Annotated in this window: 19 protein-coding genes and 2 tRNA genes; 19 read left to right on the top strand and 2 right to left on the bottom strand. The window is 47.1% G+C overall.

What is annotated here, in order from left to right; genetic code table 11:
* The first annotated feature begins 4 nt into the window (after positions 1-4).
* The 16 genes from HQ865_RS01195 to HQ865_RS01120 all read left to right on the top strand — a co-directional run bounded on the left by HQ865_RS01195 (position 5) and on the right by HQ865_RS01120 (position 10321).
* Positions 5-1153 (top strand): hypothetical protein, encoded by a 1149-nt coding sequence (locus HQ865_RS01195; RefSeq protein ID WP_173413132.1) that lies wholly within the window; start codon positions 5-7, stop codon positions 1151-1153.
* Between the two features lie 3 nt (positions 1154-1156).
* Positions 1157-1558 (top strand): hypothetical protein, encoded by a 402-nt coding sequence (locus HQ865_RS01190; RefSeq protein WP_173413131.1) that lies wholly within the window; start codon positions 1157-1159, stop codon positions 1556-1558.
* 138 nt (positions 1559-1696) lie between these two features.
* A complete protein-coding gene (locus HQ865_RS01185) occupies positions 1697-2356 on the top strand; it encodes a hypothetical protein (protein WP_173413130.1) in 660 nt (219 codons plus the stop codon).
* A gap of 368 nt (positions 2357-2724) precedes the next feature.
* Positions 2725-3324 carry a glycoside hydrolase family 73 protein gene (locus HQ865_RS01180; protein ID WP_173413129.1) on the top strand — a complete coding sequence of 200 codons (600 nt, stop codon included), beginning with the start codon at positions 2725-2727 and terminating at the stop codon, positions 3322-3324.
* A complete protein-coding gene (locus HQ865_RS01175) occupies positions 3321-3854 on the top strand; it encodes a glycoside hydrolase family 73 protein (RefSeq protein WP_173413128.1) in 534 nt (177 codons plus the stop codon). The genes HQ865_RS01180 and HQ865_RS01175 overlap by 4 nt, the downstream gene beginning before the upstream one ends.
* Before the next feature lie 3 nt (positions 3855-3857).
* Positions 3858-4256, top strand: coding sequence for a hypothetical protein (locus tag HQ865_RS01170; protein WP_173413127.1), 399 nt, complete (start codon positions 3858-3860; stop codon positions 4254-4256).
* A 3-nt stretch (positions 4257-4259) separates the two neighbouring features.
* Positions 4260-5042, top strand: coding sequence for a hypothetical protein (locus HQ865_RS01165; protein WP_173413126.1), 783 nt, complete (start codon positions 4260-4262; stop codon positions 5040-5042).
* A 1-nt stretch (position 5043) separates the two neighbouring features.
* Entirely contained in the window at positions 5044-6264 is a 1221-nt protein-coding gene (locus HQ865_RS01160; protein ID WP_173413125.1) for a DUF5977 domain-containing protein, read from the top strand.
* Positions 6265-6267: 3 nt separating this feature from the next.
* Positions 6268-6987: a hypothetical protein gene (locus tag HQ865_RS01155; protein ID WP_173413124.1), complete on the top strand. Its 720-nt coding sequence runs from the start codon at positions 6268-6270 to the stop codon at positions 6985-6987.
* A gap of 3 nt (positions 6988-6990) precedes the next feature.
* The gene (locus HQ865_RS01150) at positions 6991-7848 is read left to right on the top strand and encodes a YncE family protein (RefSeq protein ID WP_173413123.1); all 858 of its coding nucleotides are present in this window, start codon (positions 6991-6993) and stop codon (positions 7846-7848) included.
* Positions 7849-7851: 3 nt separating this feature from the next.
* Positions 7852-8049, top strand: a complete 198-nt coding sequence (locus HQ865_RS01145; protein ID WP_173413122.1) for a hypothetical protein — start codon at positions 7852-7854, stop codon at positions 8047-8049.
* Positions 8050-8060: 11 nt separating this feature from the next.
* Positions 8061-8324 carry a hypothetical protein gene (locus HQ865_RS01140; protein WP_173413121.1) on the top strand — a complete coding sequence of 88 codons (264 nt, stop codon included), beginning with the start codon at positions 8061-8063 and terminating at the stop codon, positions 8322-8324.
* Positions 8325-8327: 3 nt separating this feature from the next.
* Entirely contained in the window at positions 8328-8678 is a 351-nt protein-coding gene (locus tag HQ865_RS01135; protein WP_173413120.1) for a hypothetical protein, read from the top strand.
* Positions 8600-9127, top strand: coding sequence for a hypothetical protein (locus tag HQ865_RS01130; RefSeq protein ID WP_173413119.1), 528 nt, complete (start codon positions 8600-8602; stop codon positions 9125-9127). Before HQ865_RS01135 ends, HQ865_RS01130 begins: the two co-directional genes overlap by 79 nt.
* The gene (locus HQ865_RS01125; protein ID WP_173413118.1) at positions 9124-9612 is read left to right on the top strand and encodes a hypothetical protein; all 489 of its coding nucleotides are present in this window, start codon (positions 9124-9126) and stop codon (positions 9610-9612) included. Before HQ865_RS01130 ends, HQ865_RS01125 begins: the two co-directional genes overlap by 4 nt.
* Before the next feature lie 223 nt (positions 9613-9835).
* Positions 9836-10321, top strand: a complete 486-nt coding sequence (locus HQ865_RS01120) for a hypothetical protein (protein WP_173413117.1) — start codon at positions 9836-9838, stop codon at positions 10319-10321.
* An 11-nt stretch (positions 10322-10332) separates the two neighbouring features.
* Here HQ865_RS01120 and HQ865_RS01115 read toward each other — a convergent pair whose 3' ends face one another.
* Positions 10333-11625 carry a tyrosine-type recombinase/integrase gene (locus tag HQ865_RS01115; protein WP_173413116.1) on the bottom strand — a complete coding sequence of 431 codons (1293 nt, stop codon included), beginning with the start codon at positions 11623-11625 and terminating at the stop codon, positions 10333-10335.
* A 41-nt stretch (positions 11626-11666) separates the two neighbouring features.
* A tRNA-Leu gene (locus HQ865_RS01110) sits at positions 11667-11750 on the bottom strand.
* A 166-nt stretch (positions 11751-11916) separates the two neighbouring features.
* Here HQ865_RS01110 and HQ865_RS01105 point away from each other — a divergent pair.
* The 3 genes from HQ865_RS01105 to HQ865_RS01095 all read left to right on the top strand — a co-directional run bounded on the left by HQ865_RS01105 (position 11917) and on the right by HQ865_RS01095 (position 14583).
* Entirely contained in the window at positions 11917-12921 is a 1005-nt protein-coding gene (locus HQ865_RS01105; RefSeq protein ID WP_173413115.1) for a WD40/YVTN/BNR-like repeat-containing protein, read from the top strand.
* A gap of 110 nt (positions 12922-13031) precedes the next feature.
* Positions 13032-13104: transfer RNA gene (locus HQ865_RS01100), tRNA-Lys, on the top strand.
* Positions 13105-13329: 225 nt separating this feature from the next.
* Entirely contained in the window at positions 13330-14583 is a 1254-nt protein-coding gene (locus HQ865_RS01095; protein ID WP_173413114.1) for a site-specific integrase, read from the top strand.
* The last annotated feature ends 31 nt before the right edge of the window (positions 14584-14614 follow it).

The raw sequence follows: 14614 nt of genomic DNA, 5'->3' as shown, positions 1-14614 counted from the left end.
ACCAATGAGTACAAATTTGATAAACGCGGTTATCGTCGGGCAGGGAAAAATCCCCGGCCTGGGCGATAATATCCGGCTGGTAGGCGTACCCGCAGGCCAGGCCACCAAATTCCCGCGCACTGGTTTTATTCATAACCTCAATGCCTACAACCCTAACCGCGATGTACAACGCGCCTTAAACTCGTTTGGGCTTCAACCTTTGCCAAAAGCGGAAGTACCCGACCTGCTAACCGGCTTAAGCGAAAGTTTGCAGGGTAAGATACTAACCTATGGCATAGCGCATATTGTTATACAGCATAAAGCGGAAAGCAGCAACTTTACCGGCCTGACCATCGGCAATATGACTGCCAACGATCTGCACAATTACAACGGCTTTTTGCAAAGCCTTAATGGTCGCGAACAGCAGGAATACAGCGATTTTTTAGGGATAAACTTTAAGAAGATCGGCCAGGCTATTGGTAATGCCGCCAAAGCGGTAGGCAAAGGTGTTGGGAGCGCCGCCAAAGCGGTAGGACATGCCGCCGCCTTTGTTGCCAAACCGGTTGTTAAACTGGGGGGCAAAATAGGTACCGGCGTAGCCCATGTTGTACGTGATGCAGCTGTAGGTACCGCCCATGTCGTTCGTGATGCAGGCGTTGGCGTAGCGCACGTTGCCCGCGATGTGGGTGTGGCCGCTGGAAAGTTTACCGCGAAAAACTGGCCCTACCTGGCAGCGGCGGCGGCAATATGGATACCAGGCTTAGGCCCCGAAGTTGCGGCCGGTCTGTTGGGGGCAATTTCTGCCATGAAAAATAGCGGCTATAGCGATCAGCAGATCGATCAGACTTTGCAGGATCAGGGCTATCCGTCGGTATTTGGTGGCGGCGGCGGTGGCGATTATGATACGAGTGGTAACTATGCCGGTGATGACGGTACTAACCTGGTAACCGATAGCGACGGTAATATCAGTTGGGCTGATGGATCAACCTATAACACTGAAACCGGGGCGTATACTTCACCTGATGGTCAAACCACTTACGCCGAAATGCCCGATCTCACTAAACCCAACCCCAATAAAAAAACCAACTGGTGGTTATGGGGCGGCATAGCCGTAGCGGTTGCCGCGCTGGTATACTGGCTGCATAAACACAAAAAGTTAAACTTCAAATTTTAAGTAATGGGAAAGATCATTTTAGCGGCCATAGCGGGCTATATCGCCTGGGCCATCTACTTAAGCAACAAAAATAAAATGCTAACCCTGCCTTTGGTAAAGCAACCCGATGTTGAACCGCTTACACCGGGGCAATTCGCGGATGCGATGTACCAATACCTGGTAAAGGAAAAAGGCTTTAAGGTGATGTTGCACCCTACGCACATTGCCATACGCGATAGGCTGTTTAGCCATATCCTGGCCGCCGATGATAACCAGGTTAAACAAATGGCGGCAAGCTGGAACAGCAAATATGCAGCTTCGGGCAGCCTGGTAAAGGTAGTGCGTGATACCCCGGCCGATCCTTTTGATAAGGATCATACTAAAACAAGCGTGATACTTCGCCTTAACGGGCTTAACATTAAGTAATCAAAGTAATCAACCCAAATTATTCATATAAAAATTAAAGCAATGAGCAACAATGTAAAGTACCTGTTAGGCCTGGCTATAGTAGTCGCCGTAGGTGTGTTTGTTTGGAAAAAGTACAGGTTAGTAAAGCGCTAAGCAATGAAACAAGGATGGAGCAGCATATTAATATTAGTCCTGATTGTAGGGCTTGCTTACGCCTTTTACAAATGGGTTAGCGGCCTCACTTTTGGCAAGGGCGGCGATGGCGACGGTAGCGGCGCTAACAATGATCTGCCTGCCGATCAGGGCGGTAAAAGCAACGGCAATACCAACGATGCGAAAGCGCCGACCGGCAAAGCAACGGGTTACGAAAAGCGCCCCGAACCTCCAAAAAAGGTAAAGGCGAATAACCCGCAGCAACTGCACGATCAATTAACCGAACAGCTGCGCGCTAAAAGCACTACCGACTTTTTAAAGCCCATACTGCCTGCCATTTTTGGTGCCGGTATCTTTAATAAAATGCCCGATAACAAGCTGGCTGGCTATAACCCCAATGTGCAGGCCATAGCCAAACGCCTGCAACTGGCTAACCACGATGCTTATAAATACCGCTATACCTACGGTACTACCGGCAATATCAATAAAGCGCTTGACGAAGTATTGAAATTAAGCGACGCCGATTTTATACAGTCGGTACGTGCCTGGAAGGTGCTGGACGGCTTTACATCGCCATTTGATACTGACCTGTGCAGTGCCAATATCGATAATGGCCACCGTAGCGACTTTTTGGGCCGCATTAAACGCCTGGGATTAATCTAAACGAGCAATGGAACAAGCAACCATAACCGTGCACGTAAGCCGGGAAACCCTGATCGATATCGGTGCTATGCTGGTAGTAAGCGCGGTAATTATCATGTGGGTATACAGCAAATATTTTAAACATTGATCACCCATCGCGAAAAGTTGCGATGCAGTACTGAAGTATCGCAAAATACGGCGATACGGTACGCATCGCATAAAACAGCGGTGGCAGATCTATAAACCCAAAAGCAAATGAATATCGACGATCTTTTAAGACGGGGCAGCTATTTAGCGATTTTAATAATATCAATTGCATTCGCCTGGTATATATGGCGTACCACCCGCCCCATAAAATGCCGCTGTAAGGTAATGTCAATTGTCGAATAATGGCAGCCCCGGCATATATCAGTAGTATAGCGCCATCTGCGCAAAAAGCGGTGGCCGGTACCGGCTTGCATGCTTCGGTAATGATTGCCCAGGCTGCGTTGGAAAGCGGTAACGGCCAAAGCCTTTTAGCCCGCAAGTATAATAACCATTTCGGTGTTAAAGCCGGTAGCGGTTGGTCGGGCGGGGCGGTAAGGCTGGATAGCGCCGAGGTAAGGAACGGGCGTAGTGTGATGGAAAAGTCGCCTTTCAGGGTGTACAGCAGTGCCGCCGATAGTTTTGCTGACCAGGTAAAGCTATTGCAGGGCAGCCACTACCGCGCCGCCGGTGTAACATCGGCCGCAACGCCCGAAGCTGAAGCCCAGGCGCTGCAAAAAGCCGGTTACGCTACCGATCCGCAATATGCCGCAAAGCTGATCGCCATTATTAACCAGTACAACCTGAAGCAGTACGACGGCGCACATGCCGCGCAAAGCGGCAGCACACCGGCTGGAGCATCGCAAAAAAAATCGGTGCTGGCCATGGATAAAACTAAAATTATTTACATCGCGGTCGCGGCCCTTATCGGCCTGATCCTTTACGCAGCTTACACTGAAATATGACACCGCAGCAATTTGCCCAAAGCATCGCCCCTACCGTAATCGCTGATTGCCTGAATACCGGTGTATTCCCTTCCGTGGTCATCGCCCAGGGCATTCAGGAAAGCGGGTCGGGCAGCTCGCCATTGGCTACCCGGTTTAAAAACTTATTCGGTCATATGGCGTCGGCAACCTGGAAGGGCTTAACCGCGCAGCTGGTACCGGGTGGTAAGGAATGGCGGGTATATAACAGCATTGCCGACAGCATTGCCGCACATATACAGGTATTAAAGCAAACCAAATACCGCTTAGCCGGTGCCTTCGCCGCTAAAACCCCGGCCGATCAGGCGCAGGCCCTGCAAAATGCAGGCTACAACAAAGGAGCCGACCGAGACCAATATGCCGCCAAGTTAACCAGGATCATTAAACTGTACGGCCTTGAAAAGTACGACGCGCAAATGATAGCGATGGAGCGGCAGAAAAATGAAAATAACCTGGCTTATAGCGAACAGGATACCATAACACGACACATACACAACCTAATTAACTCATAAGTTATGCCAATAGATGATATAGCGATAGCGCCCCCGGCAGATGGCGGGGAACTGATCGACACCCCGGCCCCCATTAATAATACGCTTCGTCTGGGGCTGGAAAAACAAGCGGTTGGTAATGGTACCTGCCGCATGGTGGCTGATAGCGGCACAGCCTTGCCTAATATTCCGGGCGAAGCTAATTCGGCTATCCTGATGCTGGAAGCTGCGCCCGACGCGGATTTAACAGCCACGCTGGCCCGTATTTGGCTGGATGGCACAACGCCGACCGAATTTAAAGGCCTGGCAGTTACCCACGGCGCGGCATTTGAGATCACTTGCCGCCGCGACCTGGTACGCGCCCGCCTGTTCCCATGCGATGGGCTTAACCATTTACTAAATGTTCAATATTTCAGCGTGTAAGCCATGACTAAAATTATTCGTACCCGGATACTGGAAACCAACCGTGGCGGTAATGGCGGCGGTGGCAGCGGCGGCGACAGCACATTTAACGGCGCACGCCCCATTACCCGTAACCCTAACGAGTTGCCCGGCCTGAATACCGGCGCTTTAACCGTTGGCGAATTTTTGGAAGCTGTTTTTTTCCCCGCTGTAGCGCCCACATGTACCATAGCGCCCGACTATGCTACCCGCGAAGTTGGCGGCAGCCCTAATTTTATATTAACCTGGGAAGCCGTAAAACACACCAACGCCATTACGGGCATTAATGTTGCCGGTAATGAGATAGCGGTGCTTACAGGCGAAAGCCAAAATGGTACGCAGCTGGTAAACTTAGCCAGCGGTACCGGCACTTTCAGCATAACCGCTACCGACGGCACACTGACAGGTACGGCCAGCTGCACCATAAAATTTTTACCAAAAGTATTTTGGGGCACTACCACAAAAGACGGCAGCGGATCGCCCATACTGGACACTGATATACGCGCCCTGGTAGGCCAGCAATTGCGAAGCGACCGCCTGATAGACCCGCTGATCAATTTTGGCGGCGGCAGTAAGCGCCTGATTTTCGCTTTCCCTACGGCTTTTGGCAACCCGGCTTTCAATATCAACGGGCTGGTTAATACAGCCTTTACCAAAGTGCGCAGTGCCAGCAACTTCACCAACGCCCAGGGCGCTACGGTGGTAATGGATGTGTGGGTAAGCGATAATATCTACAATTCACCTTTAGACACGGTAACCATCAACTAACATGTCAAAGAACACAGGAACACTTATAGGCGCTACACTCAAAACCGCCGACAGCGCCGACCTTTATGCAGTTGCCGAACAGGTTGATATAAAAGGCGGCCACCACACCCGCGATACCGTATCGCAAATGAATGCGATACCAGCTCATTTATTGGTTGAAGGGATGACGTGCTATGTAAAGGCCAATAAAAATACCTACGTGCTGGATAGCGACCTGGTTACCTGGAAACTGGATAAACAGGATAGCGGAACCGGCACAGCGCCGGGCAGTGGGGGCGACGCGGAAACCATACAGATCATTAGCGGCAATTTCGGCGCGTGGACAGCTTTAGACAGCCCCACAGCCAGCTATTTCGACGAACAGGTTGAACTGAAATTTAAAGCCGACCTGCAAGCCTTCCCCAGCCGCTCGATAGTTTACCTGCACGGGCAATTCGGTTTGGCCGATACCGTCATAGGCGACGAAATTACGCTGGGTACACTTCCCGAAAATGCCCGGCCGGCCGCGCAGTTAAAAAAATACATGATTGTAAAAGGTATCGAGGTTTTTTTAATTGTGGAAACTACCGGCGAAGTGAAGCTGCAAGCGCTGGACGAACTGCAACTGCCAACCGGCAGCGGCGAAAGCGAACCGCAGCCCTACTATATTGAATGTTTTTGGCAGCCGGTGATCAGCGATACCGAAACAACGGTATACACCGCTACCCGTACCGGCAATTTCACCCGCGAATGCCCGGGCGGGCAGGAAGGCACTACCGTAACTTTCTCGGCCGATTATACATCTACCATAGACCAGGACACAGCGGAAGCGATAGCCGACGCGAATTTTAACGCGGATGGCCAGGCCTATGCCAATGGCGAAGAAAGCGGCGCTACCTGTAGCGTGATCCCAACCAGCACCTACGTATCAAACGGGTACGGCAAAACCCTGTACTTAACCATAAGCGGCGACGAGGATTATTATTTAGAAGATTATATACCGTCGCACAGTAACCGCAGCTACGATAACCGCGGCACCTATAGCCTGCATATGGATTTTGGTACCGGCACCGACCATGCCATTTACTGGCTGTTTGACCCGGCTACTTACGACCCTAACGACCCGGCTACTTACGAAACCGGCACCATAGGCGACGTTGCCGCAGGCGAAGACCCTACCCCGGTTTTTGTAGACTACGGCCAAAACTTAATTATATCACCAACTAAACCCGAAGCAGCATAAATTATGGCACGCATTGCATCAGAACAGGATATTCAAACAGGCTTTGATAAATTGTCGGCCACAACCAGCGGCACTGATACCTACACTGCCGCCATTTCGCCAGCAATTTCCGCATATAGCACCAAACAGCGGTTTTATGTTACTTTCACTAACGCCAATACCGGTGCGGCCACGCTAAACCTAAACTCTTTAGGTGCGAAGGCCATTAAAAAGAACGTTAGCGTTGCACTTTCAGCGGGCGATATACTGGCTGGACAAATTGTTTGCCTTGCTTATGATGGTACAAACTTTCAAATTATCAACTCAACCCAAACGGCTATACCTACCGTTGCCACTGGCGAAAAGGTGCTGTCGGTTACAAATGCAGGAGTGCAGAAAACATACGACCCGGTAGACCAGGTGGTTAGTTCGGCCGCGCTTACTTCCGCCGATTTTAGCAGTGGTACGGCTGCCGTAACTGGCTTAACAGGGCAATATTCATTCGATACTAATTACCGATACGATTGTATTGGTACAAACGCATGGAGGCGAAGCGCACTAAACGGTAACCTGATCGACTTATACCTAACCGCAATAGATGATAGTGCCGGGGACAAAACAAGCGCCGACTTAAACACAGCTTATCCGGCTGCAATTATTGGGCAATGCGTTTGGGGCGTGAATAACCGATATGAGAAATGGACATCATCCCTTTGGAAAAAAACACCGTCAACTACAGCATAAACAATGGCACATCTATATAAACAGGGAACGAGCATTTACAAAAATGGCTCTAACATCTTTCGCATAGGTGATAAGTACACCTATACAGGCACACCGGTTACCACCACCACTACCAGCATGAGGCGCATATTTTGGGAGCCGGTTAATAATCGCATTTACGTGCCTAATGCCACCGCCGGGACGGTACAAGTGATAGACGGTGTAACATTAACCACCGTGGCAACAATCACTGGGGTTTCAGATGCAAGCGCGGTTGCTGTTGATATTGCAAAGAACAGGATGTACATCACCGATGGCTCGGGAACGCTCTATCAATATAACCCTACAACTTATGCTTTTATAGCTAACCTTGGCAGTATTGGCGGCGGTAATGGGTTTAGCATAGACCCGGTAAATAACAGGGCCATTGGTGTCACCTATGGCAACCCTGGTACCGCTTTCGTCATAGACACAAGTACCAACACCCTCGTTACTTCGTTTGCGGCTACTACGTGCTACGCCGTGGCGCATGACCCAGTTTTACCTCAATATTACCTGATAGACGGCAGCGGCTATTGCAGGGTATATGATAAGGCCACCAACGGCCTTTTAACTTCTGTTTATTGGGGTACTTATTTAATCGCAAATATTGCGTTTGACCCTATATCTCAGAATAACAGGTTTTATGCCATTCAGCGGGACGGGGGAATTAAAATCATCAATAATACCACATTGGGGATTATCGGCGATGTGCTCGGTAATGGTATCACGGGAGTTACATCTTGGGGTATTGCCTGTGACCCAACCGCTGCAAATATGCGCATGGTAGCACCTAATAACATAGCTGGTAAACTACAGGTAATCACTCAATCAGCACTATAGATCATGTATATAAGATCAGACGAAAACGGAAATATTAACTTAATAAGTATTTATGATATCGAGGGTTGCCAGTTGTACAATGGCGCTCTTCCAACTGATTTTTACGAAACGGTTGGTTTGGGTAAATACCTGTTCATCGACGGACAGATTGTTGCGGCCATAGAATGGGAATTTCCCGCGATTCCTGAAATAATACCTTAAAACGCTAATGTATGTCACCAGCCCGAAATAATACTAAAACCATTTGGCAAACGATATTGCCCATTGTGTGGCCTGTATTATCGTTCCTCGCCGGTCTCGGCATTACGCAGATCAATCAGGGCAACGATGTTAAGCAGCTCACCACCGCCGTCAATAATTTAAGCGGCCAGCTAAAAGAATACCAGGATACACAGGGAAAAATGGGCAACCGGGTTACCGCGCTCGAAACCCGCGTATTCGGCACCCCGCAACTTACTTATAACTCAAACCGATAAAAAATGAAATTATTAACCTGGCTTAAAAAGCAAAACGAATTTATCCCACTCATAGCGGCGATACTGTTATTTCTATACTCCCCTACCCTATTGCACCTGTACGACCCGACAGCGGCCGCGTACGATGTGGGGGTACTACAGTTAGATATACTGGCTATCATCCGCTTTTGCTCCTTTATGGTGATTGTTTGGATGACCCTGAAAGTTAACTGGCTTCCCATCCGGCAATATTTCGAACTGCATTTTACAAACGACTTTAAACACAATACCACCCCATGGCAACGCTTAAAAATCTCCTTATCAGTATATTTTGCCTTACTGTTTACGCTGGCTTTGCTCAGCCGCGTGATATAAGGGCTGACCTAATCAAAACTTACCGGTCGCAGATCGGCGTACACGAATTAACAGGGCATAACGACGGTGTGGCGGTAGAAAACTACCTGCACTACGTAGGCCTGGGCAAAGGTAACCCCTATTGCGCATCGTATGTGTGTTGGGGCTACGGTCAAAACCACCTGCCCAACCCATGTAGCGGCTATTGCCCTGATTTGTTCCGCAAAGGCGTGATCTATAAAAAAGGCGCGAAGTCGAACCAAACGCCACTGCCGGCCGATGTGTACGGTATTTATTTCCCCGAAAAAGGGCGCATTGCACATGTGGGGGTAGTGGAGATATGGGGCACCAAAACCGTAACCGGCATTGAAGCAAACACCAATGTAGCCGGTAGCCGCGACGGTGATGGCGTGTACAGAAAAATACGTTTAACAGGGCAGATAGCTGCCGTAAGCCGCTTTTTAAAATGAAAAAGTATTTGTTATTGGCCTGCCTGGTAATTCTTACCGGTTGCCACGTAAAACATAAGATCGTTGACAGCTACAGCCATCAGCAAAACGATACCGCAGTTTCGAGCGATACGAGCAGCTTGCACAAAGCCAGTCAAACTAAAACGGTAGACAGTACCAAAACCACGGTAGCTGATAACGGCCTTACCAGGATCACCGAACACGAGCACAGCGTTACCGATGGCAGAACCGGCAACAAAACTACCGACATCGACCGCACCATAGAACACCGGGCCGATATACGAACCGAGCAACACAATTTAACGCGCACAGATCAGCAAAAACAAGCGACAGCCCAAGCAGGCTATCACCAGCAGCAAAGCAACCAGGTAAAAGATAAAGGGCGGCATACCGATACCACTATAACACCCTCATACGGCTTGATCATATGGGTAGCGGGTATCCTGGCATTGGTGTTTGTCGCCTGGCGGATATATCGCGGATGATATCGCATCGCATTTTTATGCGTGGCTGTACAGCATCGCAAAATTTTGCGGTACGTGCTGGTATTTATCGCATAAAACTGCGGTGCGGACCGTATCGCAAAATTACCCGATGATACCAGGTAAACAGCGGGCTGGAGCATCGCATAAAACAGCGGTACAACCGGTATAGATCCCGCATCGCAGTTTTATGCGAGATGATCACTAAAAACAAAAAACTTAAAAAATGAGAGTAAGCACTTTAATAATAGTTGTGGCACTGGTAGCGGCCGCCTATTGGTTTTGGATGAAAAAACAGGATGATGACGGCGGAATTTTGCCTGATGTTGCTAAGGAAAAAAAGGCGATCGTAAATAAAGCGGTACAAAATGGAACTGACATTGCCAATACCGCTATTTTATTACACGATAGTATGTCGCAATCCTGGTTAAGACAAGCTGGTGTATCATTCTTACAAACTGGTATAGTAGGGCAATTGCTACACACCACAGACAGGTTAGATTTTTCTGTCGATGATAGCTGGGCAGGGCTTTTAAAGCAATCTGATAAAGCCATTATATCGATAAACAACTACTTCAATGCCAGGTATAAGAATGAGGGTAAAGGAAACTTATATAAATGGGTGACCGACCATCTGACCATACCTCTTTCACGTACCCGTAAATTACAAACGCAACTACTGGATAAACTTAAAAGGCTCGGCTGTGCTTAAATAGCCGGGCTTTAAAATTCTATAGTCGCGCCTTTCATCTTATCCCCGTTGTCAATATAAAAATCAGCCAGGTAAGCCCGGAAGGCTTCCAAAGTTTTATGTCCTGTTTGTAGCATAATCTCATCATCACTTAACCCGGCTAACTTCATCCGCTGTACAGATGTATGCTTCATATTATACGGCCCTAATTTAGTTCTACTGCCTATATCCCTTTTGACCTCGGCAAACTGATCTAAAAAATAGGCCACGCTCATCCGTTGCTGGCCTGGCTTTCCCATCCTTCCAAACACAAAGCTATCCTGCGGATGATCTATCAAACCGCGCCGCCTAATCACGCCCATTAAACCGTTATTTATAGGCACCAGGCGGTCGCCTGTCTTACCCACAAAGCGTATCTGCCGCGCCCTGGTATCTATGCTTTCAACCTTTAAATGCCTGATCTCATCGGGGCGCATATGACTGTAAAATATCCACTCCAAATAATCGTAAAGCATTTCCCGGCCTGGCTCTTTTGCGGCAGACTTAATTAATTCAAACAGTTCCGGGTTAAAGGGCTTATTTCGTTCGGGTGTAACTATTCTTAGTTCAATATCTTTCGTATCGATCAGGTAAACTACCGCCCCTTCTATTCCATTACGGCGATTTTCCCGGCGCTCAAGTCCCTGGCATTTATCAAAAAAGCTGCCGTAAAATTCGAGGTAATTATTAAAAGTTCGCCCCTGCCAATTCTTTACCTCAGCCCATTCATTCAGAAATTCTTCAAGATCAAACTCAGTCATCTTTGATAGCGGCACATCTTGATATTCATTTTCAAGGCACCAGGTACGGAAAGCACGAACGTATCGCTTATAAGTGTTTATGGTATTAGGCGTTAAGCCCCTGTAAGTAATGTTTTTAATAAATTCTCTTTCCGCGTGCTCAATTTTCCAGCCGTTTTTCGCTAATTCATCGGCAGCAATTTCGGCTTCCATTGCTTCGATCTGCGCTAATACATCGTCGTAGGTATCAAAGGGACTATTACCGGCTTTAAGCCAGTCTTCTACATCCTGGCGCAAATAATTAAACTCGGTTTCCTTTTCCGATTCGTCTTTAATATAATTCAGGCCCTCGCGAAGTTTAAAAGGTTTCCATTCACCCGGGCGCATGGGGTGTTCGTAGTAATATTGGATGTACCAATCGCCATCCTTATTGCGGATAACGGTAGGGGTTTTGTAGTGAGGTTTAGCTTTACGACGGGCCATACACATTTGACGGAATGCCCCAAAGGGTACACCGTTTTTTACACCGCTTTTTTCAGCGGCCATAAAAAAAGCCTCAATTGAGGCTAATTTTGCACTTTTTTTAGTGCCCGAAGAGAGACTCGAACTCTCAAGAGACAATTCTCAACGGCTTCTGAGACCGCAACGTTTACCAATTTCGCCATCCGGGCCTGGTGTGCTAAAACAAATACAAGTACTGCCTTTCGCTTAACAAGGGTGCAAATATAAATCTTTTCGGCGATAACCCACCAACAAAATCGTTAAAATTTTATCAAAGCTTTGTGTTAAGTAGCATAAAGACTACTTTAGATAGTACATTTAAATAAGTACATCTTTATGCGCAAATTCTACTATTTTTCCTTCATCGTTTGTTTATTGCTCATTCCCAATATTCTACGGGCGCAAAAAATCGCGATACTGGATCAGGGCAAGCGGACAAGCATCCGCGGTCTATCGGTTGTTGATGATCATATAGCCTGGATCAGTGGAAGCGCAGGATACATTGCCACCACTACCGATGCCGGCAAAACATGGAACTGGCAGCAAATAAAAGGTTACGAGAAAGCCGATTTTAGAGATATTGAAGCTTTTTCGGACAAGGAAGCGATTATTTTAAGTTCGGGTACGCCGGCGCTTATACTAAAAACCACCGATGGAGGCGCTACCTGGGATTTAAAATATAAGAATGACGATAAGGCTTATTTTTTAGATGCCATGGATTTTGCCGATAAAAAACACGGCTTTATCCTGGGAGACCCGATCAACAATAAATTCCTGCTATTGGAAACAACTGATGCGGGCGAAACCTGGCACCCTTTCAGCAACCAACCCGATGCACTGCCCGGTGAAGCCGCTTTTGCAGCCAGCGGAACTTGTTTAAGAGTTGATACGAAAAGCAATATTACTATAGTAAGTGGTGGCAAGGTAGCAAGGCGTATAAATAAAAAGCCCTCAGCAGCGGAATGGGTTGCCGATAACTTGCCCATTACACACGGCCCCGAGAGCAATGGCGCATTTTCCATATCATCCAATAATACCGTTGTGGTTGGCGGCAATTATTCAAAAGATAAAACCAAAGATTCGGTTAGCTGTAGTTTGATTAAAAAGGGTGTATATGAGTTAAGTACTACTCCTCCTGCTGGTTATCAGTCGTGTGTAGAAAACATAAAAGGTAATATTTATCTGTCAACAGGCACTTCGGGCAGCAATTTTTCTACCGATGGCGGGCTTAACTGGGCACAGATCGATACCAACAGCTTTAACGTTTGCCGCAAGGCAAAAAACGGCAAACTGGTATTATTAGCTGGCGACAGGGGCAAAATAGCGATCTTCAGACCATAGTTTACTGGCAATGAAGCGCTTAAAATAACTTGAAAAATAAATTAAAAAAAGGCTTGCAGGGATTATCAAATAACCCTATATTTGCACCACTTTAATCGGAAACGGTTAATGATTCCGTAGCTCAGCCGGTAGAGCATAACACTTTTAATGTTGGGGTCCTGGGTTCGAGTCCCAGCGGGATCACAAAATCCGATTTAAGGAGAGATAAAGCCATTCAAAAGAATGGCTTTTCTCGTTTTAAACCACTTCTAAGGCACTTTTTTATTCAGTCAGGGTCAAAACGATTTAAGCCGTTCGGTATACTATTCGGTATACTGTCAAAAAAACCGAATTTAGTATACCGAATTATGCCATTAGTTCAGTTTGGGGTTGTGGTGGGGCCATGGTTTAACCTCAAATACTGGCTAAATGAAAGTAAATCAGGAACTTTCAATCTTGTTCTGGCTTTGGAAAGCCAAACAAACCTCAGATGGGATGGTTCCCATCTATGTGCGGATTACCCTCAACGGGTTAAGGGATCAGTTCTCATCCGGCAAGAAAATCAAGGCAGAATACTGGAATGAAGAGACCGGATTCGCCATTAAAGCATGTAAAGATGCTGCAACGATCAATACCTATATCACTTATACTACCAGGGAGCTGGAAAAGTGCTATAATCTGCTTTGTGAAGAACATGAAGATGTCACCGCTAAAATGCTGAAAGATGCCTACCTGTTCAAACCAGAGCCTAAACCTACATTGATGCAGGCATTTAAAGTGCATAATGACGAGTTCGCAGAAAAGGTAAGCAAAGGCAAAGGAACAAAAGGAACACTGGGGCGCTATGAGCGCTTACAGCGAAAGGTGGAAGCCTACCTGAAAAAGAAGTTCAAAGCCTCAGACATTAACCTTGACCAAATCCAATATTCTTTCGCATCTGGTTTTTATCATTATTTATTGATGCAGGATATTGACGAAAACACATCCATGAAATACGTCAAAACCTTAAAACAGGTAATGGCGAAGGCCGTAAACGAAGGGATGATCCCTCAAAGTGCCATCAATAACTTTAAATGTACCTACAAAGACCCGGACCGCGATTACCTTGAAATGGATGAAATTATCAAAATGTACAGTAAGAAAATCAGCTGTCAGCGGATTGCCGAAGTCCGGGATGTCTATGTCTTCTGCTGTTTTACCGGCTATGCGTTTGAAACGGTGTATGCGCTTGAACCGGAAAATATCTTTACCGGTGTCGATGGCGGTTTGTGGATCACAAAAGATCGGGCCAAATCAGGTACAGAGGAAACCGTACCCCTATTGCCTGTTGCATTGGAGATCATCGAAAAATATAAACGCCACCCCTATTGCGTCAACGAAAATAAATTGCTGCCGGTCAACAGCAACCAGCGGTTTAATTCATATCTGAAAGAACTGGCAGATATTTGTGACATCAACAAATTACTGACCACCCATACCGCGCGCCATACTTTCGCCACTACAATTACTTTGGAAAATGACGTGCCTATAGAAACAGTAAGCAAGATGCTCGGTCATAAGGATATCCGTACAACACAGATCTATGCTAAGATGACCAAAAGGAAAATCAGCAACAATATGAAAGTTTTGCATGATAAGCTATTTGAAATAAATGGCTCACTTAAATTAGCTGCAACCGCCTAAAAAAATGAGGGCACGACCCTAAAAGGACACC

It is taken from the genome of Mucilaginibacter mali (assembly GCF_013283875.1).
GTDB lineage: Bacteria > Bacteroidota > Bacteroidia > Sphingobacteriales > Sphingobacteriaceae > Mucilaginibacter > Mucilaginibacter mali.
The sequence above is the reverse complement of the archived record's forward strand: the minus strand, read 5'-3'. Positions and strand labels throughout refer to the sequence as shown.

Coding starts and splice junctions, on each gene's coding strand:
- HQ865_RS01150 (WP_173413123.1), top strand. CDS start 6,991: ATGGCACATCTATATAAACAGGGAACGAGCATTTACAAAAATGGCTCT.
- HQ865_RS01140 (WP_173413121.1), top strand. CDS start 8,061: ATGTCACCAGCCCGAAATAATACTAAAACCATTTGGCAAACGATATTG.
- HQ865_RS01105 (WP_173413115.1), top strand. CDS start 11,917: ATGCGCAAATTCTACTATTTTTCCTTCATCGTTTGTTTATTGCTCATT.
- HQ865_RS01175 (WP_173413128.1), top strand. CDS start 3,321: ATGACACCGCAGCAATTTGCCCAAAGCATCGCCCCTACCGTAATCGCT.
- HQ865_RS01155 (WP_173413124.1), top strand. CDS start 6,268: ATGGCACGCATTGCATCAGAACAGGATATTCAAACAGGCTTTGATAAA.
- HQ865_RS01170 (WP_173413127.1), top strand. CDS start 3,858: ATGCCAATAGATGATATAGCGATAGCGCCCCCGGCAGATGGCGGGGAA.
- HQ865_RS01145 (WP_173413122.1), top strand. CDS start 7,852: ATGTATATAAGATCAGACGAAAACGGAAATATTAACTTAATAAGTATT.
- HQ865_RS01135 (WP_173413120.1), top strand. CDS start 8,328: ATGAAATTATTAACCTGGCTTAAAAAGCAAAACGAATTTATCCCACTC.
- HQ865_RS01195 (WP_173413132.1), top strand. CDS start 5: ATGAGTACAAATTTGATAAACGCGGTTATCGTCGGGCAGGGAAAAATC.
- HQ865_RS01115 (WP_173413116.1), bottom strand. CDS start 11,625: ATGGCCGCTGAAAAAAGCGGTGTAAAAAACGGTGTACCCTTTGGGGCA.
- HQ865_RS01130 (WP_173413119.1), top strand. CDS start 8,600: ATGGCAACGCTTAAAAATCTCCTTATCAGTATATTTTGCCTTACTGTT.
- HQ865_RS01180 (WP_173413129.1), top strand. CDS start 2,725: ATGGCAGCCCCGGCATATATCAGTAGTATAGCGCCATCTGCGCAAAAA.
- HQ865_RS01165 (WP_173413126.1), top strand. CDS start 4,260: ATGACTAAAATTATTCGTACCCGGATACTGGAAACCAACCGTGGCGGT.
- HQ865_RS01185 (WP_173413130.1), top strand. CDS start 1,697: ATGAAACAAGGATGGAGCAGCATATTAATATTAGTCCTGATTGTAGGG.
- HQ865_RS01160 (WP_173413125.1), top strand. CDS start 5,044: ATGTCAAAGAACACAGGAACACTTATAGGCGCTACACTCAAAACCGCC.
- HQ865_RS01190 (WP_173413131.1), top strand. CDS start 1,157: ATGGGAAAGATCATTTTAGCGGCCATAGCGGGCTATATCGCCTGGGCC.
- HQ865_RS01120 (WP_173413117.1), top strand. CDS start 9,836: ATGAGAGTAAGCACTTTAATAATAGTTGTGGCACTGGTAGCGGCCGCC.
- HQ865_RS01095 (WP_173413114.1), top strand. CDS start 13,330: ATGAAAGTAAATCAGGAACTTTCAATCTTGTTCTGGCTTTGGAAAGCC.
- HQ865_RS01125 (WP_173413118.1), top strand. CDS start 9,124: ATGAAAAAGTATTTGTTATTGGCCTGCCTGGTAATTCTTACCGGTTGC.